This window comes from Roseicella frigidaeris, from assembly GCF_003258945.1.
Taxonomy (GTDB): domain Bacteria; phylum Pseudomonadota; class Alphaproteobacteria; order Acetobacterales; family Acetobacteraceae; genus Paracraurococcus; species Paracraurococcus frigidaeris.
This window is the reverse complement of the sequence record NZ_QLIX01000009.1, coordinates 58,924-83,238: the sequence shown is the minus strand read 5'-3', so window position 1 is coordinate 83,238 and position 24,315 is coordinate 58,924. Positions and strand designations below refer to the sequence as shown.

Here is a 24,315-nt window from a genome sequence, read left to right as displayed (position 1 = left end):
ATGGCCCTCCCGCCCGCCTTCCTCGATGAGCTGCGCGCCCGGACCCCGTTGCACGGGCTGATCGGCCGCAAGGCGCGGCTGGTCCGCAACGGCCGGCAGTGGAAGGGCTGCTGCCCCTTCCACAACGAGAAGTCCCCCTCCTTCTACGTCTATGACGACCATTTCCATTGCTTCGGCTGCGGCGCGCATGGGGATGCCATCACCTTCCTGATGCGCGCCGAGGGGGCGAGCTTCCCCGAGGCGGTGGAGCGGCTCGCCGCCGAGGCGGGGATGCAGGTGCCGAGGCCGACGCCCCAGGCCGCGGCGCGGGAGCGGCGGGCGCGCGACCTGCACGAGGTGCTGGCCGCCGCGGCCGCGGCCTATCAGCGCCGCCTCGCCCAGCCGGAGGGGGCGGCGGCGCGCGACTACCTGCACCGCCGCGGCCTCACCGAGGCGACCATCGCCCGCTTCGGCCTCGGCTGGTCGGGCGAGGGGCGGGGGGCGCTCGCCGCCGAGCTGAAGCCCGAGGGGATCGAGCCGGCGCAGCTCGTCGCCGCCGGGCTGATGAAGCCGCGCGACCCGGAGCGGCCCGAAGCCGGCCTGGTCGACATGTTCTTCGGCCGGGTGATGTTCCCGATCCGCGACCGGCGCGGCCGCATTATTTCCTTCGGTGGGCGTATCCTCGGCGACGGCCAGCCGAAATATGTCAATGGACCGGAAACCGAGCTCTTCCAGAAACGGCGGGGCCTCTACGGGCTGGACCTGGCGCGGGAGGCGGCCTTCCGCGGCGCGACGGTCCTGGTGGTCGAGGGCTATATGGATGTCATCGCCCTGCACCAGGCAGGCTTCGGCGGCGCCGTGGCGCCACTGGGGACCGCCCTGACGGCCGAGCAGCTCGGGCTGCTCTGGCAGATGACGCCCGAACCCGTGCTCTGCTTTGACGGCGACGCCGCAGGCGGGCGGGCCGCCGTGCGCGCGGCCGAGATCGCCCTGCCGCTGCTCAGCCCCGAGCGCAGCCTGAGGCTGGCGACCCTCACCGGCGGCGAGGATCCGGACACGCTGGTGCGGAAGGGGGGCGCCCGGGTCTTCGAGGCGGTGCTCGAGACGGCGAAGCCGCTCTCCGCCGCCCTCTACGACCTGCTGACGGCGGGCCGGCCGCGGGCGACGCCCGAGCAGCGCGCCGCCCTCCGCGGTCAGCTCGAGGCGGCGGCGCGGCTGATCCCCGACCGCATCCTCTCCGGCGAGTATCGCCGCGTGCTGCTCGACCGCTTCTTCGAGGAGCAGCGCCGCCCAAGGCCAGGTGGCGGGCCGGGCGGCGGCAGCGGGCCGCGCCGGGGCGGCGCGGGGCGGCGCGGCGAGGCGCTGGCGCCGCCGCCCGGGCTGCAGCGCCGGCCGATCGACATCGCCGCCATCCGGCTGGAGCGGGCCCGCAACCTGCTCGCCATCCTGCTGCGCCACCCCGCCATCCTGCCCGATGTCGAGGAAGCCCTCATGACGCTCGACCTGCCGGCGGGTCCCTGCGAGGCCCTCGGCCACGCCCTGCTGGACTGGCTGCGCGGGGCGGAACTCCTTGACTCGGAAGCCCTGGCAGGCCACCTCGCCCAGAACGGTATGCAAGATACCGTGGCCTGGGCCGTGCGGGCCACCGGGCTCTGCGCCGCGGCGCATCCCACGGCCCAGCCGAAAGAGGCGCTGGATGGCTGGTGGCATTTCTTCGGGCTGCTGCGAGGCGAGGCGGAACTGATCAAGGACCAGACGGAAGCGCAACGTCTCCTCACAGACCGCAACGACCCGGCTGCGCAGAAGCGCTTGATCGGACTGACGAAGGCGCTCGCCGCCCTGCGGGCCGGCGAGACCGAGGCCATCCCGGAGGAAGCATCGCAGGACCAGTCCCCGGATGGGGCCCTGGACGGGGCGCCCGCCGGCGCCGCATGGGGCCCGGTGACGTCCCGTGGGGCATTGCGGGACGACACCATAGGGTAGGGGCAAGGCACGGGCATCCCGGGTCGCCGGGAGGTTCGTCGCGTCGATGGAGCGGACAGTATGGCGAGCAAGGTCGCGAGCGGCACCGAGATGGTCGAGAGCCGTGACGAGGCGGTGGAAGGCGTACTGATCGACATCCAGTCGGCCGCGGTCAAGAAGCTGATCGCCCGCGGCAAGGAGCGCGGCTACGTCACGGTGGACGAGCTGAACGCCGCCTTGCCTTCCGACCAGGTCTCCTCCGAGACCATCGAGGACCATCTCGCCACCCTCAGCGATCTCGGCATCAACGTCGTCGATGCCGAGGAGAGCGAGGATGGCGAGGCGCCCGCCGCCAAGCCCGCCGCCGAGGACCGCGACAAGGAGGAGGACGAGGAATCGGGCGGCAATGTGGACGAGGAGAGCATCGGCCGCACCGATGACCCGGTCCGCATGTACCTGCGCGAGATGGGCTCGGTTGAGCTGCTCTCGCGCGAGGGCGAGATCGCCATCGCCAAGCGCATCGAGGCCGGCCGCGACATGATGATCGGCGGGCTCTGCGAGAGCCCGCAGACCTTCAAGGCGATCATCGCCTGGCACGAGGCGGTCAAGGAAGGCCGCATGCTGCTGCGCGACGTCATCGACCTCGAGGCGACCAACGCCGCCGACACGCCGGATGGCGGCCCGACCGAGCAGGCGGAGGAGTTCGAGGAGGGCGAGGAGGGCGAGGGGCTCGGCCTCTCCCTCTCGGCGCTCGAGGAGAAGCTGAAGCCCGAGGCGCTGGCCGCCTTCGAGGCGATCGAGGCCGCCTATTCCAAGCTGCAGAAGCTGCAGCACAAGCGGATGGAGGCCTATACCGCCGGCGAGGACCTCGCCGGCAAGTCGGAGAAGACCTACGAGAAGGCGCGGGCGGAGCTGGTGGCGCTGGTGCAGAAGGTGCACCTGCACAACAACCGCATCGAGGAACTGGTCGAGCAGCTCAAGCACATCAACCGCAAGCTGACGGCCCTCGAGGGCCAGGTGCTGCGCATGGCCGAGGCGAGCAAGGTCAAGCGCGAGGAATTCCTCGAGCAGTGGCGCGGCAGCGAGCTGGACCCGGGCTGGTTCGAGCGGCTCTCCCGCCTCAAGGGCAAGGCCTGGGCCAATTTCATCCTGCGCTCGCAGGAGGATGCGGAATCGGTCCGGGCGCAGATGTCGATCATCGCCAACGACACCAACCTGCCGATCGGCGAGTTCCGCCGGGTCTATGCCACCGTCTCGCGCGGCGAGCGCGACATGACCCAGGCGAAGAAGGAGATGATCGAGGCCAACCTCCGCCTCGTCATCTCCATCGCCAAGAAATACACCAATCGCGGCCTGCAATTCCTGGACCTGATCCAGGAGGGCAATATCGGCCTGATGAAGGCGGTCGACAAATTCGAGTATCGCCGCGGCTACAAGTTCAGCACCTATGCCACCTGGTGGATCCGCCAGGCGATCACGCGCAGCATCGCCGACCAGGCGCGCACCATCCGCATCCCCGTGCACATGATCGAGACGATCAACAAGCTGGTGCGCACCAGCCGCCAGATGCTGCACGAGATCGGCCGCGAGCCGACGCCGGAGGAGCTGGCCGAGAAGCTCGGCATGCCGCTCGAGAAGGTGCGCAAGGTGCTGAAGATCGCCAAGGAGCCGATCAGCCTCGAGACGCCGATCGGCGACGAGGAGGACAGCCATCTCGGCGACTTCATCGAGGACAAGGCGGCGATCATCCCGCTCGACGCCGCCATCCAGTCGAACCTGCGCGAGGCGACGACGCGGGTGCTCTCCTCGCTGACGCCGCGCGAGGAGCGGGTGCTGCGCATGCGCTTCGGCATCGGCATGAACACCGACCACACGCTGGAGGAGGTCGGGCAGCAGTTCAACGTGACGCGCGAGCGCATCCGCCAGATTGAGGCCAAGGCGCTGCGCAAGCTGAAGCATCCGAGCCGCAGCCGGAAGCTGCGCAGCTTCCTCGACAATTAAGGCGGCGGGCTCGGGCCTTGGCCGTGGCGACGGAGACGATCATCCCGGTCGCGGTCGACGTGACCTTCCTGCGCATGGACCGGCGGCCGGAGAACCCGGCGCGGCCGCTGCCGGCCGGCGCGACGGTGGTGCCGGCGCGGCGCTGCACCACGGCCTTCTACCGCTACCTCTACCACACGGTCGGCCACGATTATTGCTGGTGGCTGCGCCGCACGCTCGCCGAGGGCGAGCTCGCGGCGATCCTGCGCGACCCCGCCATCACCATCCATGTCCTCTACCAGGATGGCGAGCCGGCGGGCTTCTACGAGCTCGACCGGCGCAACCGGCCCTTCGCCAACATCGCCTATTTCGGCCTGATGCCGCATGCCATCGGCCATGGGCTGGGCCGCGCCTTCCTGCGGCACGCGGTGGACGCCGCCTGGGCGGAGGGGCCGCGCGGCGTGACGGTGAACACCTGCACCGCCGACCATCCGCGGGCCTTACCGAATTATCTCGCCACCGGCTTCAGCCGGCTGCGGACGGTGCGCGAGATCTGGCAGGTGCCGGCGCGGCTCGGCCTGCCGATACCGGAGCGGCTGCGCTACCGCTGAGCCGGAATTCTGCCAATTGCGGCGGAGGGGCATTGTCCTTTCCGCGCTTTGGGCGCATGGTATCCGGGTCAACCCGTCTGGTTCGGCCTGTTTCGTTTGCTCATTCCATGAGCGCCGAGCCTGGTTCCCGTCCCGTCATGGCAGATTGGCCTGTCCCGCGACGGTCGTGGGACGGAACCTACGCATCTATGGATTCCATCTATGTCCACTGGCACCGTGAAATGGTTCAACGCAACCAAGGGCTATGGCTTCATCCAGCCTGAGGACGGCACCGCCGACGTCTTCGTCCACATCTCCGACGTGCAGCGCGCCGGCCTGCAGGGTCTGAATGATGGCCAGCGCATCACCTTCGACGTGCAGCGCGGCCAGAAGGGCAAGCTCTCCGCCTGCAACCTGAAGGTCGATTGAGCTTGACCGACCGCCCGGGGGCCGGCTGCGGCCCCGGGCGGCCGTCATTCCTGCCTGCCGCAGCCCGAAAGGCAGGATGACCATGGTCGGACCGCACCGTTTCACCGTCGGGCAGCAGGTGGAATTCGTTCCCCATCGCTTCGACGGCAATATTCCGCGCGGTCCCTACACGGTCGTGCGGCAGCTGCCCGGTTCGGACACCGACCGCGAGTACCGGGTGAAGCATCAGCGGGATGGGCATGAACGCGTCGTGCTGGAGAGCCAGCTGCGCGGCGGTCCCGCTGCCGTCTTCTCGTGAGCAACTGAGCGGAGCCGGGCGTGGCGCGACGACCGAATTACGGACAGCAACGAGCCGAGATCAATCGCGGCAAGCAGGCCAAGAAGGCCGAGAAGCAGCGGGAGCGCGACGAGGCGGTCGCCCGCCGCAAGGCCGGGCGGGACGGCGAGCCCGAGGATGAGGCGCCGCCGGAGCTCGAGCCGGAGCACGTGAAGCCCGATTGAGCCGCGGCGCCGCATCGGCGCCGGTTCTCATGCTGGAAGAGGGCCGGCGGGGCAACCCGCCGGCCCTTTTTTGTCCTCAGGGCGTCGTCACCCGATCCGGTGGGGGCCACCGGATCGGGATCTGCGCCGGGCGCGGAATCGCCCGGCATGGAGGAGGCGAAGGCGCGCCGGCGGCGCGCTCAGCCATGCGCCAGGATCGCCAGCAGCAGCAGGGCGACGATGTTGGTGATCTTGATCATCGGGTTCACCGCCGGGCCGGCGGTGTCCTTGTAGGGATCGCCCACCGTGTCGCCGGTCACCGCCGCCTTGTGGGCCTCCGAGCCCTTGCCGCCATGGTGGCCCTCCTCGATGTACTTCTTGGCGTTGTCCCAGGCGCCGCCGCCGGTGGTCATGGAGACCGCGACGAAGAAGCCGGTGACGATGACGCCGATCAGCATCGCCCCCAGCGCCTCGAAGCCGGCCGCCTTGCCGGCGATCGCCTGCACCCCGAAATAGACGACGAGCGGCGAGAGCACCGGCAGCAACGAGGGGACGATCATCTCCCGGATCGCCGCCTTGGTGAGGATGTCGACGGCGCGGCCGTAATCCGGCCGGTCGCGCCCCTCCATGATGCCGGGCTTCTCGCGGAACTGCTTGCGCACCTCCTCGACCACGCTCATCGCCGCGCGGCCGACGGCCGTCATCGCCATGCCGCCGAACAGGAAGGGCAGGGCGCCGCCGAAGAGCAGCCCCATGACGACATAGGGGCTGGAGAGGCTGAAGGTGAGCTGGCCGACCCCCTGGAAATAGGGATAGGTCGCGGCGTTCTGCGCGAAGAAGGTCAGGTCCTGGGTGTAGGCGGCGAAGAGCACCAGCGCGCCGAGGCCCGCCGAGCCGATCGCATAGCCCTTGGTCACCGCCTTGGTGGTGTTGCCGACCGCATCCAGCGCATCGGTGGTGACGCGGATCTCCTTCGGCAGGCCGGCCATCTCCGCGATGCCGCCGGCATTGTCCGTCACCGGCCCGAAGGCGTCGAGCGCGACGACGACGCCGGCCAGCGCCAGCATGGTGGTGACCGCGATGGCGATGCCGTAGAGTCCGGCGAGGTTGTAGGTGACGAGCACGCCGGCGATGATGATCAGCGCCGGGATGGCGGTGCTCTCCATCGAGACGGCGAGGCCGCGGATGACGTTGGTGCCGTGGCCGGTCACCGAGCTCTCGGCGATCGCCTTCACCGGGCGGTACTCGGTGCCGGTGTAGTACTCCGTCACCACGATGATGAGGCCGGTCACCGCCAGCCCGACCACGCCGCAGAGAAAGAGCGCGAGCGGGCTGAAGACGACGCCGCCCGCCGCGATCGGGCCGCTGCCGAAGATCAGGTAGGTGAGCGGCAGCAGCACGACCAGCGAGAGCACGCCGGTGACGATGAAGCCCCGGTACATCGCGCCCATGATCGAGTTGTTCGCCGGCAGCTTGACGAAATAGGTGCCGATGATCGAGGTGATGACGCAGACCGCGCCGATCGAGAGCGGATAGAGCATCCCGAGCGCGAGCCGGTCCAGCGGGAAGGCGATGGCCGCGAGCACCATGGTGGCGACCATGGTCACCGCATAGGTCTCGAACAGGTCGGCCGCCATGCCGGCGCAGTCGCCGACATTGTCGCCCACGTTGTCGGCGATGGTGGCCGGGTTGCGGGGGTCGTCCTCGGGGATGCCGGCCTCGACCTTGCCGACCATGTCGCCGCCGACATCGGCGCCCTTGGTGAAGATGCCGCCGCCGAGCCGGGCGAAGATGGAGATGAGGGAGGCGCCGAAGCCGAGGGCGACGAGTGCGTCGATCACCGTGCGGTCGTTCGGCGCCAGGCCGGCGATGACGGTGAGCACGAAGAAGTAGACGGCGACGCCGAGCAGGGCGAGGCCGGCGACCAGCAGCCCGGTGATGGCGCCCGACTTGAAGGCCACGTCGAGGCCGGCGGCGAGCGACTGGGTGCTGGCCTGGGCGGTGCGCACGTTGGCCCGCACCGAGACGTTCATGCCGATGAAGCCGGCGGCGCCCGAGAGCACCGCGCCGATCAGGAAGCCGATCGCCACCGGGAAGCCGAGCGTGAGGATGATAAGCACGAAGAGCACCGCGCCGACGATGCCGATCGTGGTGTATTGCCGCCGGAGATAGGCCGAGGCGCCTTCCTGGACCGCCCTTGAGATTTCCTGCATCCGGGCCGTTCCGGCGTCGAGCGCCATGACCTGCCTGGCGGTGACCACGCCGTAGGCGATGGATGTCGCCCCCAGCAGGATCACCAGCAGCAACGAAAAGGTCATCAAAGTCGCAACCCCCCTTCTGTCTTGTCTGTCGTCTGGTCGGGCGCCTGGCCGGGCGCTGGCCGACCCGCGAAGCGGCCGGGGGGAGGCCGAGCGCCGCGGTGGCGGTCGGCCGGCCCGGCTGGGTCGGACGGCGCGCCATCGCGCGGCGCAGGCAGGCAAGGCTAAGCGGGGCTGCGGCAGGGGCGCAACGGTGAGGCGGCGTCCCAATGCTCCCGGCGCCGCTTTTTCCGCCGCCCGCGGCGGCCGCGAAATCCGGCGCCGAGGTTGCCATGCGGCCGTCTTGCTGCCGCCTTGATTGCCTCCCACCATGCCCGGCGGGACGAGGGGGAGAGCAGGGGCATGATCCGACGGCGGGGTCTCCTGGCCATCGCAGGGGCCACGGCGGGGCTGGCGGGGCTGCCGGCGCCTCCCGCGGGGGCGCAGGAGGTGGTGGAGAAGCGCGTCTTCGAGGCCGGCAGCGTCCAGACCCGCGGCGGCGCGACCATCCCGAAGACCCGCATCGGCTACCAGACCATGGGCGAGCTCAATGCGGCGGGGGACAACGCCGTCCTCATCTGCCACTTCTTCAGCGGCAACAGCCATGCCTTCGGCCGGCTCGCGCCCGGCGGCTCCGCCGGCTACTGGGATGCCATCATCGGCCCCGGCAAGGCGATCGACACCGACCGCTACTTCGTCGTCTCGGCCGATACGCTGGTCAACGTCAACGTGCCCGACGCCAACACGGTGACGACCGGCCCGGCGAGCATCAACCCCGACACCGGCAGGCCCTGGGGCATGGGCTTCCCCGTGGTCGCCATGCGCGACTTCGTCGAGGTGCAGAAGCGGCTGCTCGACAGCCTCGGGGTGAAGCGCCTGGCCCTGGTCGCCGGCCCCTCCAATGGCGGGCTGCAGAGCATCGAATGGGCCGCCGCCTATCCGGATTTCGTCCTCCGGGCGATGCCGGTCATCGCCGCCGAGATCGATGCCTGGATGCAGGGCTGGCTCGATCTCTGGGAGAGCCCCATCCGGCTCGACCCGAACTGGCGCGAGGGCGATTACTACGGCCAGGGCCGGGAGCCGCCGCTGCGGGGCCTGGCCGAGGCCTGGAAGATCGTCACCCTGCAGGCGCGGGACCGGATCTGGGCCCGGCAATTCGACCGCAAGCTGCCCGAGGGGCAGGACCCGGCGCGGCGCATCGCCGACCGCTTCGCCATCGAGAAATGGCTCGACGACGCGGCGATGGCGCGGGCCCGCACCTCGGACGCCAATTCCTTCCTCTACATGGTCCGCGCCAACCAGCTCTTCCTCAACGACTATCCGAGCCTCGCCGCCGCCGTGGCCGGGGCGGCGCCGCGCTGGCTGGTGATCTCCTCCCCGACCGACCGGGTCTTCCTGCAGCCGGGCGTGGAGGAGTTCGTCGCGGCGCTGCGCAGCGCCGGCAAGCAGGTGCAGACCGCCGAGGTGACCGGGCCGCTCGGGCACCTGAACGGCGTCGTCGCCATGGCGCCGGTCGCCGAGCAGGTCCGCGCCTTCCTCGCCGACTGAGGCGCCGGGGCCGTTGCCGGCCTGCCGTCAGGGGGCCGCCGGCCGGCCGCCGCCCCAGTCGGCGATCGCCGCCCGATAGGCGCGGGCCGAGGCCTCGAGGCTGCAATGCCGCCGCAGATGCGCCCGCGCCGCCGCCCCCTGCGCCGCCCGCCGGTCGGGATCGCGCAGCAGCGCGGCGAGCAGCGCCGCCAGCCGCGGCGCCGGCTCCGGCCCCGGCGGCAGCCAGGTGACCGCCGCCGGGGGCAGCTCCGCCGCCGGCCCGGCCCCGTCGACCACCGCCGGCAGCCCCAGGCCGAGCGCGCGGACCAGCGCCCCCGAACTCTCCCCGGCCAGCGGATGCCGCAGGTTGACCAGCAGGTCGGCGGCCCGGGCATGCCGCAGGAAATCGTCCTCCGACAGCCAGCCGGTCACCCGCACCCGGCCCTGCAGCCCGAGCCGCGCCAGCAGCCCCGGCAGGTCGAGCGCCGGATCGGGCGCGCCGGCGACGAGGTAGAGCAGGTCCGGCATCGCCGGGACCAGCCGCGCCACCGCCTCCAGCACCAGGTCGATCCGCTTCGCCGGGGTCGCATGGCCGAGCGAGAGCAGGATCGGCCCCCGTGCCGGCAGGCCGAGCTGCGCCCGCGCCGCCGCCTGGTCCAGCCCGTCGAACCGCGCCACCGCCGGCGAGAGGTGGTGCGGCACGATCCGCAGCGGCGGGCCGCCCGGGCGCCGCACCCGGCCTGCGGCGAAGCGGCTGTGCAGGATGACGCCATGCGCCCGCGCCAGCACCTGGCCGTGCAGCGGCAGCAGGAAGCGCAGCATCGGGTCGAAGAGGCCCGCGGCGCGCCGGCGGGCGATGCGCCGCCCGGCCTCGCCATGCTCGGCGACGAGCGCCGCCTCATAGGCCGCCGGCCGTCCCTGGCCGAGCGTCAGCGCCTCCACCAGGTGGTGCAGCACCGGGTCGTGCAGGGTGACGATGCCGGGCCGGCGCAGCGCCGCGCCATAGGCATGCGCATGGTCGAGGCTGTTGCCGACCTGGTGCAGATGCGGCCAGGCCCAGAGATCCGGCCGCTGCCGGTAGGCGAGGAGCGGCAGGACCTCGACGCCGGGCAGGGGGGGCACGCCGCGGTGCTGCGCCACCACCGCGACCACCGGCAGGTCGCGGGCCAGGTCCGGCAGCAGCTCCGCGGCATAGCTCGCCACCCCGGACCGGGCGGGCGGCAGCGGGGTGAAGACCACCAGCCCCTCGCCTGGCGCCCCGGGGCGGCTCACGCCATGGGCCGCGCCTCCAGGGCGAGAAGCCGCGCCTCCACCGCCCGCAGCCGCGCCTCGCATTTCGCCTCGGCCGCCGCCACCAGCCCGGCGGCATGCTCGGCGACCAGCCGCGCCACCGAGCGCAGCGCCGCCTCGCGCAGCGCCGCAGCCTCCCCGCCCGCCGGCCCGAGCAGCCCGTCCAGCCGCTCCGTCACCTCGCGCCGCAGGGCGTTGATCTCGAAATACAGCGCCGCGTCGCGCGCCTCGATCAGCGAGGCATCCGGCCCGGCGCCGGAGAGCAGGCCGGTCGCCTCCCAGAGCCGGGCCACCTCGCGCTGCAGCCATTCGGTGCGGAGGGCGAGGGAGAGGGCGAGGAGGCGATGCGGCCCCGGCGGCACCGCGGGGCCGTCCTCGAAGCCGATCCGGGCGCCGAAGCGCGCCGCCTCGGCCGACTCCGCCATCTCCCGCAGGGCCTCGCGCCGGCGTTCGGGCCGTCCGGCGATGGCCTCGCGGTAGTGGCGATAGCCGGCGGCGTCCGGCCAGCGGCCGAGCAGGGCGAGGTAGAGGTTGACGACGAAGTCATGGTCCTCGCCGCCGAGCAGCTCGGCGGCGGTGAAGCGCCGCGCCTCGGGTGGGGTGTCCACGCTGTCGCTCTCCAGGGACAGGCGCCTCGGCGCAGGCGAGGCTACTCGGCCGCCAGCCGGATCTCCGGCGTCGCCTGCGCCGCGCGGGGCGCGATGCCGAGCCTGGCATAGAGCGCCTCGAGCCGGGCGGCGTAGCGCTCTGCGCTGAACTGCGCCGCCTGCCGCGGCCCCGCCTCGGCGAGGCGGCCGCGCAGCGCCGGGTCGCGGTCGATCGCCCGGATCGCCTGGACCAGGTCCGAGATGTCGTAGGGATCGACCTTCAGCGCCGCATCGCCCACCACCTCCGGCATGGAGGCGGTGTTCGAGGTGATCACCGGCGTGCCGAGCAGCATGGATTCGAGCGCCGGCAGGCCGAAGCCCTCGTAGAGCGAGGGGAAGAGCACGCCCCGGGCGCCGCGGATCAGGTTCACCAGCAGGCGGAAGGGCGCGTAGTCGAGCAGCATGACCCGGTGCCGGGTGCGGAGGACCGAGCCCTCCTGCACCAGGTAGCGCACATGGTCGTCGTGCAGCAGCCGCAGCTCCTCCTCCGACTTCCAGGCCTTCTTGCCGACGATGACGAGCGGGCCCTCGACGCCGCTGGCGAGATAGGCCTGGATCAGCCGTCCGACATTCTTCTTCGGCTCGATCGCGCCGAAGAACAGCCAGTATTTCCCGGCCTCGAGGCCAAAGCTGCCATTGATCTCGGCCTGCACCTGCTCCATCGGCAGCTCGCGCAGCCGGCGCGGGATGTCGACCGCCTGGTAGGTGTTGGTGACCCGCTCCTCGGGCACGCCGAGGAGGGAGATGATGTCGCGCTTCGAGGCCTCGGAGACCGTGACGATATGGTCCGCGACCTGGCCGAGCATGCGGTTGAGGCGGAAGTACCGGCGCTTGTTGTCGAGGGTGGTGTAGGGCAGCCGCAGCGGCACCAGGTCGTGCATGGTGTAGATGTTGCGGGCGCCGCGGGCGCGCAGCGCCAGCGGATAGGTCCAATGCATCAGGTCCGGCGTCGCCGGGATGTCGACGGCGAGCCGGGTGTTGAACAGCCGCTGATGCGTGCTGGATTGCTGGAACAGGTCCTGCGAGTTCCAGATCTCGTCGAAATGCGGCAGGCGGTCGCGGAAGGTGGTCGCCACGACGCGGCCGGTGATCGGCACCGGCACGCCGAGCTCGCCGAAGGGCGCGCGCAGCAGGCGGCGCGAGCGCCGCAGGGCGACCAGCCATTTCGGCGGGGCGCCGACGCGCTCGTCGAAGAAGGCGATCTCGCGGATCAGCTCGGCGGAGGAGGGCGAGGCGCGCGTGCCGTAGAGGACGCCGACCTCATGGCCCAACCGGCCGAGGGCGAAGCTCAGGTTGCGCGCATAGGTCGCGACGCCCGTGCCCTGGCTGAGCGCCAGATTGTAGCCATCCAGAAACACCCGGGCGGGACGCGTCATCCCCGATCTCCATGGCTCGACATCGCCGATCCCGCGCGGAGCCCGGCGGCGGCAGGACATGCGATGCCGGGGAATGGTTATCGCGCCGTTAACCCCGGCCCCCGGCGGAATGCATTGCGATTTCGGTCCGATCCGCTCCGGTTCATCAAGGGGTAAGCGAAAGCGCGCGTCCACCATCGGGGCCATGCCGATCTCGGCTGCCCACGGACACGCAAGGGGAGTGTCCCGATCCCGGACTCCGCGGGACTTCGGGGAGGGGGCACCAGGCAGGACTCGCCGATGGACATGCCAGTGCAGGATGCGACCCGGGACGAGGCGCCGGCCGGGCCGGAGGCGCTGCGGGAGCGCGGCGACCGGCTGCGCGACGCCGGCGCCTGGGCCGATGCCGCCGAGGCCTATGGCGCCTATCTCCGCCTGTGCCGCGACGATGCCGCGATCCTCGTCCAGTATGGCCATTGCCTGAAGGAAGCGGGCGATCCGCGCGGGGCGCTGGTCTGCTACCGCGAGGCCGAGACGCTCCGGCCGGAGGACGGCGACATCCAGCTGCAGCTCGGCCACGCGCTGAAGCTGCTCGGCCGGCCGGCGGAGGCGATGGACGCCTATGCCCAGGCGCTCCGCCTCGACCCAGGCAATGCCGGCGCGCGGCACGAGCTGCTGGGCCTGGTCGCGCCCGGCCCGCCGGCGGAGCCCCGCCTGGCCGAGCCCCTACTGGCCGAGCCCCCCTTGGCCAAGCCCCCGCCGGCCGCCCCGCCCGCGCCGGCCCCCGCGCCCCAGGCCAGCCCCGCCGTCGCGGCCGGGCTGGCCTTCGATGCCTCCGACCTGCTCGACTATGTGCGGCACAACCGCGCCCCGACCGGCATCCAGCGGGTGCAGCTCAACATCATCCGCGAGGCCCTGCAGGGCGGCGGGGCGGACGCCGTCCAGGTCTGCGCCTTCGATCCGGCGGCGGGCGCCTGGCGGGCGGTGCCGGCGCCGCTCTTCCTCGAGCTCGCCCGGCTCTCGGCGACGGGCACCGACACCGCCGACCCCGCCTGGGAGGCCGTGGTCGCGGCCGCCGGCGAGGCGGCGAGCGGCGGCGCCGTGCTCGCCTTCACCCCCGGCGCCGCCCTCATCAACCTCGGCACCTCCTGGTGGCTGCCGGGCTATCTCGCGCGGATCCGCCAGGCCAAGGCGCGGTTCGGCCTCCGCTACGTGCCCTTCCTGCACGACTGCATCCCCCTGCTGGTGCCGGAACACTGCGCCGAGGGGCTGGTCGGGGAGTTCGCCCGCTGGTTCGCCGGGCTCTGCCTGCATGCCGACCAGGTGCTGGTGAACTCCGCCTGCACCGGGGCCGATTTCCGCCGGCTGCAACGCGCCCTGCTGCCGACGCTGGAGATCCCGAGCAGCATCGTGCCGCTCGACGCCGCCCCGGATGCGGTCGCGCCGGGCCCGTTGCCGCCGCGGCTGCGGGAGGGCCGGCCCTTCGTCCTCTTCGTCGGCACCATCGAATCGCGCAAGAACCACCTGCTGGTCTTCCAGGCCTGGCTGAGCCTGGTGCGCCGCCACGGCGCCGAGCGCGTGCCGGACCTGGTCTGCGTCGGCAAGCAGGGCTGGCTGGCCGAGTCGGCGCTGCGGCTGCAGGCGCGGTCCGCCATCCTCCGCGCCAAGGTGCACCTGCTGCACGACATCCCGGACACGGGGCTGGCCGCGCTCTACCGCGGCTGCCTCTTCACCCTCTACAACAGCTTCTACGAAGGCTGGGGACTGCCGGTCACCGAGAGCCTGGCGCATGGCAAGGTGGCGCTGGTGCCGGAGCATTCGGGGCTGCGCGAATCCGGCGCGCCGGGCGCGGTCTTCTTCGCGCCGAACAGCGAGCCGGACCTCGTCGAGCAGGTCTGGCGGCTGAGCGCCGATGCCGAGCACCGCGCCGCGCTCGAGCAGCGCGTGGCCGCGCAGTTCCGGCCGCGCCGCTGGGCCGAGATCGCGGCGCAGGTGCTGCGGGAGGTCGCCGAGGCGGGCCCGCCGCTTCCCGCGCCGCTCGCCCGCCTCGCGCCGCCGCTCGGCACGCCGCACCGCATCGCCCTCCTGCCGGAGGGCGCGCCGCTGCTCGCCATGGCCCTGGCGGATGCGATGCGCGAGGGGACGGGCTGGTCGACGCTGGAGGATTGGGGCTGCTGGGCGCGGCCCGGCGAGAGCCGGCTGCGGCTGCCCTTGCCGCCCGAGGCCGACGGCACGCCGCTGCGGGTCTATCTCGAGCTCCAGGCGCCGGCGGAGCCGGTGCTGTTCCGGCTGCAGGCCGGGCGCGAGACCGGCGCGCCGCCGCTGGCGCGGCGCTTCGAGGCCAGGCCGGGGGCGCGGCTCGTCGTCCTGTTCGCGCTGCCGGCGGAGGTGGCAGGGGATCTCGTCGTCTCGATCGACCCGGCCGTCGCGGCGGGGGCCGGCGCGTCGCGGATCGGCGTCCGCAGCCTGATGGCGTGCCGGGCGGAGGACCTCGCCGCCCGGCTCGGCTATCTCGAACGGCAGGCGATCGCCAGCCCGGTCGATTGAGGGGGCGGGGGCGCGGGCGGCCCGGCACCGCCCCGCCTCGGCCGGGTGGGCCCCGTGCCTGGGCACGGGGCCCGCGGCGTCAGAGGAAGATGCGCGTCGCCACCGCGATCTGGTAGATCAGCCCGAGCAGGTCGCTGCCGATCTGGAAGATCTTCGGGTCGAGCCGCGGCAGGACGATGAGCTCGTCGCCCGGCCGCGGCAGCTCCTGCGGGTCGAGCAGCAGCTCGCCGCTCGCCCGGCGGATCATCAGCGAGCTGTCGCTGCCGCGCGGCGTGTAGCCGCCGGCCGACCTCACATAGTCCACCAGCCGCATCTCCGGCCGCCAGACGACCGCCCGCGGCGCCGTCACCTCGCCGGCGACGAGCACCGTCTGCGACCGCTCGGGGATGACGACGACGTCGCCATCCTCCAGCCGGATCGGCGCGCACTGGCCCTGCGTATCCATCACCACCAGCCGGCCCTCGGGCTGGGTGCGGCGGGCGCGCTGGATGTAGGAGGAGACGAGGTTCGCCTCGCTCGAGCGGATGGCGGCGACGCCGGTGGTCGGCGAGACCGCCATGAAGAGCTGCCGCTCCAGCCGGTCCAGCGCCTCGTCGATGGCGCGGCGCTGCTGCAGCGCCACCGAGGGACGCAGCAGGAAGACGGAGCGGGTGTCCGCCAGCACCGGGTCCACCGCGATGTGGTCGAGCAGCTGGCAGAGCTGCGCGTCGCGGTCGGCGACCAGCACCGAGGGGCCGATGCGGCTGCCCTCGACGGTGACGCGCACGGTGCGGGCCGGGCTGTCGGTGATGAAGCTGATCGTGTCCTGGTCCTGCAGCACCAGGCCCGGCACCTCGGAGAGCGCCACGTAGCGCGAGAAGGGCTGGCCGCCCCGGGTGCCCTTGACCACCGCATTGGTGGCCGAGGGCAGGGGGCGGGCATACTCGATCATCTCGCGCCCGGTCATGACCCGGCCGGGCACCTCGAAGAGGTAGTTGTTGCGCACCGCGCCATCGGCCCCGACCACGGCGCGCTGGCGGGCGACCACCAGCGTGTCGCCCTCCTGCAGCCGCAGCGGCGGCAGCCGGCCGTCGAGGAGGAAGCGGTAGAGGTCGATGTTGGCGATGGTCCGGCCGCCGCGCTGCAGCGCGATCTCGCGGTAGGAGCCGCGCCCGGGATCGACGCCGCCGGCCCGCACCAGGAAATCCACCACGCTGTCGGCGGCCGAGCCGGCGAAGCGGCCGGGGGTGCGGACGAAGCCGGTGACGAAGACGCCGATCCGCTGCGTCGAGAGCAGCACGGCATAGACCTGCACCTGGTTGGTGTAGACCTTCTGCACCTCCGACTGCACCGCGGCCTGCAGGTCGCCGGCCCGGGTGCCGGCGACGCGCACCGGCCCGATATTGGGCAGGAAGAGCATGCCGGAGGGATCGACCTGGCCGACCACCTCCGCCTCGACCGCGCCCCAGACCCGGACCGAGACGCGGTCGCCGGGGACGAGGAGGTAGTTCGGGTTCGGCGCGTCGCTGACCGCCGTCGCCTCCCGCGTGAAGAGGCTGGCGCCGAAGACGGCCGTGGTGCCGGCGGCGCGGTTGTCGTCGCCGAGCGGGCCGGTGACGATCGGCCCGCCCTCGGACTGGGTCGTCGTGCCGGCGCGGTTCGTCACCACGCCGCCGCTGCCGCCGACGAGGGACTGGGCCGACTGCACGTCCGGCGCCGCCGAGGGCGGCGAGGCCAGGCGCGAGCTGAGGCCGATCGCCTGCATCTGCTGCACGTACTGCATCGGCGTCTGCGCCATCGCGGGGTCGCCCGCGGGAAAGGCCGCGATCAGCCCGGCGAGTGCCGCGATTCCGAGATTAGGACGCATGTTCCCGCATTCCTGCAATGAGCAGCCAGGCCAGCCCGTAGAGCACGGCCAGGCAGATGAAAATGTAGAGGGTGGTCAGCGTCGCCTTGGGGTAACGGGCGTATTCGGCGAGGTTCGGCTCGACGACGCGCAGCAGGAAGATCTGCTGCCGCTGCGCATCGGCGCGGGCGCGCTCGAGCGAGGCGTTGGCGGAGGCGAGCTGGCTGAGCGCGAGCTCGCGTTCCACGCTCAGGCGCTCGAACTCGCCGACCTGCTGCGAGACGCCGTCCTGGGTGTTGCCGAGCCGATGCCGCTCCTCCGTCACCTGGGCGGTCAGGGCCGCGACCTTGTTGCGGAGCGGCAGCAGCGCCGGGTTGTCGGGGCGCGAGAAGCGCTGCGCTTCGGCCAGGTCGGCGCGGGCCTGGGCGAGGGCGCCCTCCAGCCGGCCGATATTCTCGAGGGCGAGGCCGGCGGAGCGGGTGGGATCGACCGCCCGCTCGCGCTCGCGGAAGCGGCCGATCTCGAGCTGGATGGCCTTCAGCCGGGCCTCGGCGCGGCCGACATCCTCCCGCGCCACGCGCAGCCCGTCCTCCTGCATGCGGAGGTTCAGGCGGTTCACCAGCTCCTCGGACAGCGCCAGGAGGTGCTGCGCGACCAGGCGCGAATCCTCGGAGCGGAAGCTGCGGACGCGGAGCGTGGTGATGCCGCTCGTCGTGTCGTACTCGGCGTTCGCCATGCGGCGGAAATAGTCGAGCAGCCGCTCGGCGGTCGGGTCCGACCACCAGAGCCGGGCGAGCGCGTCGGCCTCCGGGCGGCGGAAGATCTCGACCACCGGCAGGCGCTGCCGCAGCGCGGCCACGGCGTCGTGCGACTGCAGGTAGTCGCGCACGCCCATCGCATCCTCGGAGGCCGGCTTGAAGCCGGCGCCCTGCGCCATCTCCGCCAGCGCCCCGGCCCCGCCACCGCCGCCGCTGGAGCGGCCACGGACCAGGAAGCGCGCCTCGGCTTCGTATTGCGAGGCCGCGAAGCCGAACAGGTAGAGGGCGGCGAGCAGCGTCGGCAGCAGCACCGTCACCTTGAAGGCGTTGCGTTGCAGGACGCGGCGGGCACGGGCGAGCAGGCCGGGCATCGGGACCGGACCGGACCAGCCGGCCGGATCGATGGCGGCCTCAGGCAGCCTGGTAGGCTGCGATCGCTTGGTCCAGATCGTCATAGCGGATCAACCTACCATCCTCGAGGATTGCTGCGGTCTTGCAGAAGGCGCGCACGGTCTCGGCCTGGTGCGAGACGAGCAGCAGGGAGGCGCGCGCGTTGAGGTCGGCGAGCGCCGCGCGGGCACGCTCGGCGAAGCGGCTGTCGCCGACCGCGATCGCCTCGTCGACGAGGTAGCAGTCGAACTGCACGGCGAGCGACAGCGAGAAGCCGAGGCGGACCGTCATGCCGGAGGAGTAGGTCCGCACAGGCATGCGGAAGTAGTGGCCGAGATCGGCGAAATTCTCGACGAACTCCACCGTCTCCTTGATCGGCTTGTCGTAGATGCGCGCCAGGAAGCGGGCGTTGTCGGCGCCGGAGATGCTGTAGTGCATGGCGCCGGCGAAGCCGAGCGGCCAGGAGACGCTCATCCGCCGCTCCACCCGGCCGCGGTTCGGGTGCTCGACGCCGGCGATCAGCCGCAGCAGGGTCGACTTGCCGGCGCCGTTGCGGCCAAGGATGCCGACCTTCTCGCCGGGCATGAAGGTGATGTCGACGCCGCGCAGCACCTCCTTGGGGCCGAAATGCGTCGGGTAGCTCTTGTGGACGTCGTGCAGGCGGATCATGGCGTCAGACGATCAGGTGCCTGCGCGCCTTCCGCAGCGCCGCCATGCCGAGCAGGTTCAGCGCCGCGATCCAGGCGACCACGTAGGGGACGTCGTAATGCGTCGGCACCTGGTTGCCGTAGAGCCCGTTCCGCACCAGCTCGAAGCAGTGCACCGTCGGGATCGTCAGCACCGCCCGCTGCATGTCGCTCGGCAGCCAGAAGACCATGAAGAAGGCGCCGGTCAGGCCCATGGAGAGATAGGTGGCGAGATGGGTGATGCGGTCGAACAGCTCGGTGTAGACGCTGCCCGCGGCGATCAGCAGCGCGATGCCGTGCGCCAGGCCGAGCATCAGCACCATGCCGAGCACCATCTTCGCTGTCTCCACCGGCCAGACATCGACCGTCGCGCCGAACAGCGCGATGTAGAAGGCGAGCGCGATGCCGACCGCGGCGCCTTCCAGCAGGTGCCGCGAGAGCATGATGTCGAACACCGTGATCCGGCGGTGGTAGAGCAGGGACTGGTTGCCGACGATGCCGACGGGCGCCCGGTTCACGATGCCGCGGAACAGGTAGAAGGGGATGTAGCCGATCACCCAGAAGACGAAGGGCTCCAGCCCGCCGGGCAGGGCATGGCCGGAGAGCTGGTGCAGCGCGCCGATCGCACCCCCGAGCAGCATCGGCTCGAGGAACAGCCAGACATAGCCGAGATTGTCGCGCCCGAAGCGCGTGCCCATCTCGCGCAGCATCAGCGCGCCGATCACCCGCAGCTGGATCCGGCCGCAGGACCACAGGCTCGCCTGCGGCCCGATCACCTCGCTCACGGCCGGGCCGCGCCGCTGCCGAGCAGGAGCGGCCGCGTCGCCGTCCAGCCTTGCTCGGACCGGCAGTAGAGGCTCGACCGGCCGGCGCCGACCAGCACCTCCCGGCATTCGCGGCCGCTCGCCGCGGCATAGCTGCGCACGACCTGCATCTGCGCCAGGCCGCCATCGGCGAGCACCACCCGGCCGCTCTGCCCCTGCGCCGCGCCGCCGAGGAACTGGCCGAGGCCATCCCGCGGCGCCGCCGCGGCGGCCGGTGGCGTCGTCGTCGCGGGCGCGTCCCGCATCCCGCCGCAACCGGCCAGGAGGAGCAGCCCGCCAGCGAGTGCCGCCCTGGGACGGATCCCGAAACCCGGCCGCCCGGACATGCCCGAGAGCAGATTCATATCTTCGCAGCCTCCGCGGCTTCCTCTACCGACACTCGAATGAGGAGCAACCAAATTCCTGGGAACGTTTTGCACCCTCTGGAGCGCTGCGCCCGAGGCCGCTGGACCGGACCTGTCTGATGGCGGGGACTCGGCCCTCGGCACGCCCCGCGACCATGCCGTTGCATGCTGTCCAGACTCTTGATGTTCCGGGGGCTGCGCCGGACCGGCGCGCCGGCCCAGCGGGATGCCCATCAGGACGCCAGGCGGACGTGACGGAGGGCCCGTTCCGCGCCCCCCGCTTCGGGCGGGCCTGGGCGCCGGTGGCGGCGGTGGCGGGGACGACCGAGGCGGCGATCGCCCGCGGCCTGGCGGCGGCGCTGGCCGATCCGGCGGCCTGCCGCGCGGCGCGCGCCGTCATGCGGCAGCTGCGGGCGGCGCGGGTCGGCGGCGCGCCCGGCCTGCCGGATCCGGGGCCGGCCGGGCTCGGCCTGCCCGCCGGCGGCGCGGTGCTGCTGATCGATCCCGGCGATCCGGCGCGGGCGGCCGCGGCGGCGGCGATGCTGCGGGCCGCCCAGGCGATGGGCCAGGCGACGGGCCAGCCGCTCCTGCTCGCCCTCGATCCGGAGGCGCCGCCGGGGGCCAGGCCGCTGCTCGCGGCCGAGGGCCTGCGCCTGCTGCCCGGCCGCCTCGCGCCCTGGACCCTGCTCGAGCTCGCGGCCGGCCTGCACACCCTCTCGCCCGAGCTGGCCCTGCTGGCCGGGGCGGCGGGGCTGCCGGCGCGGCTGGCGGGCGCCGCGCCCTGGGGGGGCGCCGCGCCCGAGGCCGCCTTCGCCGCGCTCCTCGCCGCCACCCGCTGGACCGATCCCTTCCATGCCCGGCCCTGGACAGCGGAAGAGGGCATCGCCCAGCTCGCCGCCTGGCGGGAGGCGGAGGCGGCGAATCGCCGCATCGTCGCCTGCACCGGGATCGAGTGGTTCAAGCTCCGGGCGATGCGGGCGGCCCTGGCCGGCCAGGCCGGGCCGCCCCGCATCGTCATGCGCGGCAGCACTGCGATCCGGCTGGCGCGCGCGGCGGGCGGCGATGCCGCGGTCTGGGCGTCGGTGATGCCGGAGACCCTGCCCGCCCGCGCCGCCGCGGCGGGGGTGGGGCTGGTGCGGATCGAGGACGGCTTCATCCGCTCCGCCGGCCTCGGCGTGCATCGGGCGCGCGCCGGCTCGCTGGTGCTGGACGGGCTCGGCATCCATTACGACCCGGCGCGGGAGAGCGCGCTGGAGCGGCTGCTGGCGGAGACCGCCTTCGATCCGGCGCTGCTGGCGCGGGCGGCGCGGCTGCGGGCGATGCTGCTGCGGTCCGGCGTCACCAAGTACAACCTCGTCGGCGAGGCGCGGCTGCCCGCCCTGCCGCCGGGGCGGCGGGTGATCCTGGTGCCCGGGCAGGTGGAGGACGATGCGGCGGTCCGCCTCGGCGGCGGCCGGGTGCGCGACAATCTCGGCCTGCTGCGGGCGGTGCGCGAGGCCAATCCCGAGGCCGTCATCCTCTTCAAGCCGCATCCGGATGTCGAGGCGGGCATGCGCCGTGGCCGGGTGCCGCCCCGGGCGCTGGCGCGGCTGGCCGACCATGTGCTGCGCGAGGTGCCGATCGGCCCGCTCTACGGCGTGGCGGAGGAGGTGCACTGCCTCTCCAGCCTCGCCGGCTTCGAGGCGCTGCTGCGCGGGCTCCGCGTCACCACCTGGGGTCGGCCCTTCTACGCCGGCTGGGGGCTGACCGAGGACCGCGACCCGCCGCCGCGCCGCGGCCGCCGCCTCAGCCTCGATATGCTGGTGGCCGGGGCGCTGATCCTGCACCTGCGCTGCATCGACCCGGTCACCGGCCTGCCCTGCCCGCCGGAGGTGCTGGTCGAGCGGCTGGCGGAGCGGCGGGGGCCGGCCGCGCCGGCGCCGCGAACCCCGGCGGCGCTCCGCGCCTTCACCGCCCGCTGCTCCCGGGCCCTGGCGGGATGGTGGGCGGCGCGATAGGGGCCGATGCTGGCCGCGCCCGAAGCCGCGGCGCCTTGGCGCGCCTGTCGGGCCTGTCGCTGCCCGTTGCCCTGGCGCGGCTTTGCCGCGCCGGGCCGTGACGCGCCCCGGGGCGTGAGCGAATCCCCGGGGCCCCGCGACGACGCGCGGCGGCTTCGCGGGGAATGCTAGAGCTGCGGCATCATCTCCCGCCACGGCGCGGCGCGCTCATAGCCCGCCGCGGCCCGCAGGATCAGCGCCTCGCTGAAGGCGGGCCCGACGAGCTGCATCCCGATCGGCAAGCCGGCCGCCTTGCTGAGGCCGCACATCACCGAGACCGCCGGATGGCCGGTGACGTTGAAGGGCGTGCGGGCCTGCCGCGGATAGGTGCGCTCCACCTCCGCGGCATCGTCGATCCGGCAGGCCGGGTCCATCGAGCTGGCGCAGAGCAGCAGGTCCACCTCGGCGAAGGCCGCCTGCACCGCCTCGGTGAGCTGCCGCCGCCGCCGCTGCGCCTGCACGTAGTCGGCGCCGGTGATGAACATCCCCGGCAGCAACCGCCGCCGGGTGAGCGCGGCATAGTCGCCTGGCCGCTCGCGCAGCCAGGTCTCGTGCACCGCCGCGGCCTCGGGCAGCATGATGGCGCGGTTGACGGCGGCGAACTCGCCGAGCGGCGGCAGGGTGACATCCCGCAGCACCGCCCCCTCGGCGGCGAGCAGCGCCGCAGCGGCCTCGAGCGCGGCGCCGACCTCGGGGCTCGCCGGCACGTCGCGTTCGTGGAAATGCCGCACGACGCCGATCCGCAGCCCGGCGACGCCGCCATTGAGGCCGAGCGTGTAGTCCTCGGCCGGGCGCGCGGCGCTGCCGGGGTCCTCCGGGTCGTGCCCGGCGATGGCGTTCAGCAGCAGCGCGTTGTCCCGCACCGTCCGCGTCATCGGCCCGACATGGTCGAGGGTGAAGGAGAGGGGAAAGACGCCGCGGCGCGAGACCAGGCCGTAGGTCGGCTTCAGCCCGACCAGGCCGCAATGCGTCGCCGGATGCCGCACCGAGCCGCCGGTATCGGTGCCGAGCGCCGCCGGCAGCAGCCGCGCCGCGACCGCCGCGCCCGAGCCGGAGGAGGAGCCGCCCGGATGGTGCGCCGTGTTCCAGGGGTTGCGCGCCGGCGGGAAGGGCAGGTCGAAGGCCGGGCCGCCGATGGCGAATTCATGCGTGGCGAGCTTGGCCGGGAAGAGGGCGCCCGCCGCCCGCAGCCGCGCCACCACCGCGGCATCCGTGGCCGCGACATGGTCGAGCTGCAGCTTCGAATGGCAGGTGGTGGGCTGGCCGGCGAGGTCGATGATGTCCTTCAGCCCGACCGGGATGCCGTGCAGCGGCGTGCGCGGGCCATGGCTGGCGATCTCGGCTTCGGCGTCGCGCGCCGCCGCCAGGGCGTCCTCCGCTAGCAGGCGGATCACCGTGTTCAGCCGCGGCTCCAGCGCCGCGATACGGGCCAGGCAATCCTGCAGCAGCTCGACCGGGGAGAGCCGCCGGGCGGCGATCAGCGCCGCCGCCTCGGCCAGCGGCAGCAGATGCGGCGCCGTCACCGGCCTGCCTCCGGCGCGCGCTGCGCCGGCAGCGGCTCGGCGGCGGGGTCGGCGGGCCGCGCGAAGGCGGTGCGCAGCCGGGCGGCGGCGGCGATCGCCTGCTCGACATCGGCGCGGTGCTCGGCCCAGGCGCGGCGCAGCCCGGCGGCCTCGGCCAGGATGGCGTCGCGTGTTGCGGATTCGGACATCGGGCGGTGGGCCCCCTTGTTGGAACGGCCGCCGGTCGCCGGGCGGAGCGGGTGCGGACCAACCCGCCGGAGGCCTCGGCCGGGATGCTGGCCGAGTTCCGGGGGCGGTGGAAGCCGCGCGGCGCCGGCCCAGCGAAAATCATGCCGTCCCGAGGGCGGGCGCGGCCATGCGTCCGGCGCGTTGTGGGGCGCGCGCATCATGCGCCGCGGCATTTGGCGCGGCAGGGAAACATCGCCGTGAGCGAGCGTTCGCCGCTGGTGCGGGCAGCCCATGATGCCCCTGCGGCGGCGCGCCAGCCCCGCCACGACGACAGAAAGGACGGAAGAATGCGCCTGACCGGTTTGACCGCAGCCCTGGCCGCCCTGGCCTTCACCTTCACCGCCGCCTCGGCCGATGCCGCCGGCAGCAAGCATCACGGCAAGGCGCGCGCCGCCGCGAGCGAGGACACCATGGCGGACCAGCTCAACGCCCAGAGCCTGGCGCGGGCCCAGGCCGGCACCAACTCCCCGGGCGCGGGCAGCGACACCACCGGTTCGCTCAACCGCATGAGCGAGCAGGACGCCGCCAAGGGCAAGGCGATGCCGCAGCCGCCGATGCCCTTCCGCTGAGCGCGCGGGCCGGGGCGGCGCCGCACCGGGTCTGACGGCCCGGGCCCGG

Annotated in this window: 21 protein-coding genes; 10 read left to right on the top strand and 11 right to left on the bottom strand. The window is 73.0% G+C overall.

Translation table 11 applies throughout. From position 1 onward, the window contains the following. The 6 genes from dnaG (at nucleotide 1) to DOO78_RS13720 (ending at nucleotide 5,441) form a co-directional block, all read left to right on the top strand. Nucleotides 1-1,962: a DNA primase gene (dnaG, locus tag DOO78_RS13745; protein WP_111470375.1), complete on the top strand. Its 1,962-nt coding sequence runs from the start codon at nucleotides 1-3 to the stop codon at nucleotides 1,960-1,962. Nucleotides 1,963-2,022: 60 nt separating this feature from the next. Then, nucleotides 2,023-3,942 carry an RNA polymerase sigma factor RpoD gene (rpoD, locus tag DOO78_RS13740; RefSeq protein WP_111470374.1) on the top strand — a complete coding sequence of 640 codons (1,920 nt, stop codon included), beginning with the start codon at nucleotides 2,023-2,025 and terminating at the stop codon, nucleotides 3,940-3,942. Between the two features lie 74 nt (nucleotides 3,943-4,016). Beyond that, nucleotides 4,017-4,532 (top strand): GNAT family N-acetyltransferase, encoded by a 516-nt coding sequence (locus DOO78_RS13735; protein WP_111470516.1) that lies wholly within the window; start codon nucleotides 4,017-4,019, stop codon nucleotides 4,530-4,532. Nucleotides 4,533-4,733: 201 nt separating this feature from the next. Next, nucleotides 4,734-4,940, top strand: coding sequence for a cold-shock protein (locus DOO78_RS13730; protein WP_111470372.1), 207 nt, complete (start codon nucleotides 4,734-4,736; stop codon nucleotides 4,938-4,940). 76 nt (nucleotides 4,941-5,016) lie between these two features. Next, on the top strand, nucleotides 5,017-5,238 hold the full coding sequence (locus tag DOO78_RS13725; protein WP_243634539.1) for a hypothetical protein: 222 nt from the start codon (nucleotides 5,017-5,019) through the stop codon (nucleotides 5,236-5,238). A 20-nt stretch (nucleotides 5,239-5,258) separates the two neighbouring features. Beyond that, a complete protein-coding gene (locus DOO78_RS13720; RefSeq protein WP_111470370.1) occupies nucleotides 5,259-5,441 on the top strand; it encodes a hypothetical protein in 183 nt (60 codons plus the stop codon). A 179-nt stretch (nucleotides 5,442-5,620) separates the two neighbouring features. Here DOO78_RS13720 and DOO78_RS13715 read toward each other — a convergent pair whose 3' ends face one another. Then, a complete protein-coding gene (locus tag DOO78_RS13715) occupies nucleotides 5,621-7,738 on the bottom strand; it encodes a sodium-translocating pyrophosphatase (protein ID WP_111470369.1) in 2,118 nt (705 codons plus the stop codon). A gap of 342 nt (nucleotides 7,739-8,080) precedes the next feature. Here DOO78_RS13715 and DOO78_RS13710 point away from each other — a divergent pair, with 342 nt between their 5' ends. After that, nucleotides 8,081-9,265: an E22 family MetX-like putative esterase gene (locus DOO78_RS13710; RefSeq protein WP_111470367.1), complete on the top strand. Its 1,185-nt coding sequence runs from the start codon at nucleotides 8,081-8,083 to the stop codon at nucleotides 9,263-9,265. 27 nt (nucleotides 9,266-9,292) lie between these two features. Here the strand turns inward: DOO78_RS13710 and DOO78_RS13705 are convergent, their stop codons facing one another. The 3 genes from DOO78_RS13705 to DOO78_RS13695 are packed head-to-tail and all read right to left on the bottom strand — an operon-like array spanning nucleotide 9,293 to nucleotide 12,557. Beyond that, the gene (locus DOO78_RS13705) at nucleotides 9,293-10,516 is read right to left on the bottom strand and encodes a glycosyltransferase family 4 protein (protein ID WP_128080056.1); all 1,224 of its coding nucleotides are present in this window, start codon (nucleotides 10,514-10,516) and stop codon (nucleotides 9,293-9,295) included. Then, nucleotides 10,513-11,142 carry a DUF4214 domain-containing protein gene (locus DOO78_RS27505; RefSeq protein ID WP_165838883.1) on the bottom strand — a complete coding sequence of 210 codons (630 nt, stop codon included), beginning with the start codon at nucleotides 11,140-11,142 and terminating at the stop codon, nucleotides 10,513-10,515. Before DOO78_RS27505 ends, DOO78_RS13705 begins: the two co-directional genes overlap by 4 nt. Nucleotides 11,143-11,183: 41 nt before the next feature. Further along, nucleotides 11,184-12,557, bottom strand: coding sequence for a glycosyltransferase family 4 protein (locus tag DOO78_RS13695; RefSeq protein ID WP_111470365.1), 1,374 nt, complete (start codon nucleotides 12,555-12,557; stop codon nucleotides 11,184-11,186). A gap of 279 nt (nucleotides 12,558-12,836) precedes the next feature. Between DOO78_RS13695 and DOO78_RS13690 the strand changes: the two genes are divergently transcribed. Beyond that, nucleotides 12,837-15,083: a glycosyltransferase family 4 protein gene (locus tag DOO78_RS13690; RefSeq protein WP_111470364.1), complete on the top strand. Its 2,247-nt coding sequence runs from the start codon at nucleotides 12,837-12,839 to the stop codon at nucleotides 15,081-15,083. A gap of 79 nt (nucleotides 15,084-15,162) precedes the next feature. Here DOO78_RS13690 and DOO78_RS13685 read toward each other — a convergent pair whose 3' ends face one another. From DOO78_RS13685 to DOO78_RS27500, 5 genes are read right to left on the bottom strand one after another with little or no spacing between them, the layout of a single operon-like run. Continuing rightward, complete coding sequence (locus DOO78_RS13685; protein WP_243634538.1) at nucleotides 15,163-16,929, bottom strand: polysaccharide biosynthesis/export family protein; 1,767 nt, start codon at nucleotides 16,927-16,929, stop codon at nucleotides 15,163-15,165. Continuing rightward, complete coding sequence (locus DOO78_RS13680) at nucleotides 16,919-18,037, bottom strand: capsule biosynthesis protein (RefSeq protein WP_128080055.1); 1,119 nt, start codon at nucleotides 18,035-18,037, stop codon at nucleotides 16,919-16,921. The genes DOO78_RS13685 and DOO78_RS13680 overlap by 11 nt, the downstream gene beginning before the upstream one ends. A gap of 40 nt (nucleotides 18,038-18,077) precedes the next feature. Next, a complete protein-coding gene (locus DOO78_RS13675; RefSeq protein ID WP_111470359.1) occupies nucleotides 18,078-18,725 on the bottom strand; it encodes an ABC transporter ATP-binding protein in 648 nt (215 codons plus the stop codon). 4 nt (nucleotides 18,726-18,729) lie between these two features. Then, entirely contained in the window at nucleotides 18,730-19,527 is a 798-nt protein-coding gene (locus DOO78_RS13670; protein WP_165838882.1) for an ABC transporter permease, read from the bottom strand. Next, the gene (locus DOO78_RS27500; protein WP_165838881.1) at nucleotides 19,524-19,811 is read right to left on the bottom strand and encodes a hypothetical protein; all 288 of its coding nucleotides are present in this window, start codon (nucleotides 19,809-19,811) and stop codon (nucleotides 19,524-19,526) included. The genes DOO78_RS13670 and DOO78_RS27500 overlap by 4 nt, the downstream gene beginning before the upstream one ends. Nucleotides 19,812-20,161: 350 nt before the next feature. Here DOO78_RS27500 and DOO78_RS13660 point away from each other — a divergent pair, with 350 nt between their 5' ends. Next, complete coding sequence (locus DOO78_RS13660) at nucleotides 20,162-21,907, top strand: capsular polysaccharide export protein, LipB/KpsS family (protein ID WP_123060025.1); 1,746 nt, start codon at nucleotides 20,162-20,164, stop codon at nucleotides 21,905-21,907. 167 nt (nucleotides 21,908-22,074) lie between these two features. Here the strand turns inward: DOO78_RS13660 and DOO78_RS13655 are convergent, their stop codons facing one another. Then, nucleotides 22,075-23,469, bottom strand: coding sequence for an amidase (locus DOO78_RS13655; protein WP_111470355.1), 1,395 nt, complete (start codon nucleotides 23,467-23,469; stop codon nucleotides 22,075-22,077). After that, on the bottom strand, nucleotides 23,466-23,657 hold the full coding sequence (locus DOO78_RS13650) for a hypothetical protein (protein ID WP_111470353.1): 192 nt from the start codon (nucleotides 23,655-23,657) through the stop codon (nucleotides 23,466-23,468). The genes DOO78_RS13655 and DOO78_RS13650 overlap by 4 nt, the downstream gene beginning before the upstream one ends. Nucleotides 23,658-23,999: 342 nt before the next feature. Here DOO78_RS13650 and DOO78_RS13645 point away from each other — a divergent pair, with 342 nt between their 5' ends. Continuing rightward, on the top strand, nucleotides 24,000-24,266 hold the full coding sequence (locus tag DOO78_RS13645; RefSeq protein ID WP_128080054.1) for a hypothetical protein: 267 nt from the start codon (nucleotides 24,000-24,002) through the stop codon (nucleotides 24,264-24,266). The last annotated feature ends 49 nt before the right edge of the window (nucleotides 24,267-24,315 follow it).

What these genes read in the sequence shown, in the direction of transcription:
- DOO78_RS13695 (WP_111470365.1), bottom strand. Translation starts at nt 12,557, where the DNA reads ATGACGCGTCCCGCCCGGGTGTTTCTGGATGGCTACAATCTGGCGCTC.
- DOO78_RS13725 (WP_243634539.1), top strand. Translation starts at nt 5,017, where the DNA reads ATGACCATGGTCGGACCGCACCGTTTCACCGTCGGGCAGCAGGTGGAA.
- DOO78_RS13710 (WP_111470367.1), top strand. Translation starts at nt 8,081, where the DNA reads ATGATCCGACGGCGGGGTCTCCTGGCCATCGCAGGGGCCACGGCGGGG.
- DOO78_RS13685 (WP_243634538.1), bottom strand. Translation starts at nt 16,929, where the DNA reads ATGCGTCCTAATCTCGGAATCGCGGCACTCGCCGGGCTGATCGCGGCC.
- DOO78_RS13650 (WP_111470353.1), bottom strand. Translation starts at nt 23,657, where the DNA reads ATGTCCGAATCCGCAACACGCGACGCCATCCTGGCCGAGGCCGCCGGG.
- dnaG (WP_111470375.1), top strand. Translation starts at nt 1, where the DNA reads ATGGCCCTCCCGCCCGCCTTCCTCGATGAGCTGCGCGCCCGGACCCCG.
- DOO78_RS27500 (WP_165838881.1), bottom strand. Translation starts at nt 19,811, where the DNA reads ATGCGGGACGCGCCCGCGACGACGACGCCACCGGCCGCCGCGGCGGCG.
- rpoD (WP_111470374.1), top strand. Translation starts at nt 2,023, where the DNA reads ATGGCGAGCAAGGTCGCGAGCGGCACCGAGATGGTCGAGAGCCGTGAC.
- DOO78_RS13690 (WP_111470364.1), top strand. Translation starts at nt 12,837, where the DNA reads ATGGACATGCCAGTGCAGGATGCGACCCGGGACGAGGCGCCGGCCGGG.
- DOO78_RS13675 (WP_111470359.1), bottom strand. Translation starts at nt 18,725, where the DNA reads ATGATCCGCCTGCACGACGTCCACAAGAGCTACCCGACGCATTTCGGC.
- DOO78_RS13680 (WP_128080055.1), bottom strand. Translation starts at nt 18,037, where the DNA reads ATGCCCGGCCTGCTCGCCCGTGCCCGCCGCGTCCTGCAACGCAACGCC.
- DOO78_RS13735 (WP_111470516.1), top strand. Translation starts at nt 4,017, where the DNA reads ATGGACCGGCGGCCGGAGAACCCGGCGCGGCCGCTGCCGGCCGGCGCG.
- DOO78_RS13715 (WP_111470369.1), bottom strand. Translation starts at nt 7,738, where the DNA reads ATGACCTTTTCGTTGCTGCTGGTGATCCTGCTGGGGGCGACATCCATC.
- DOO78_RS13730 (WP_111470372.1), top strand. Translation starts at nt 4,734, where the DNA reads ATGTCCACTGGCACCGTGAAATGGTTCAACGCAACCAAGGGCTATGGC.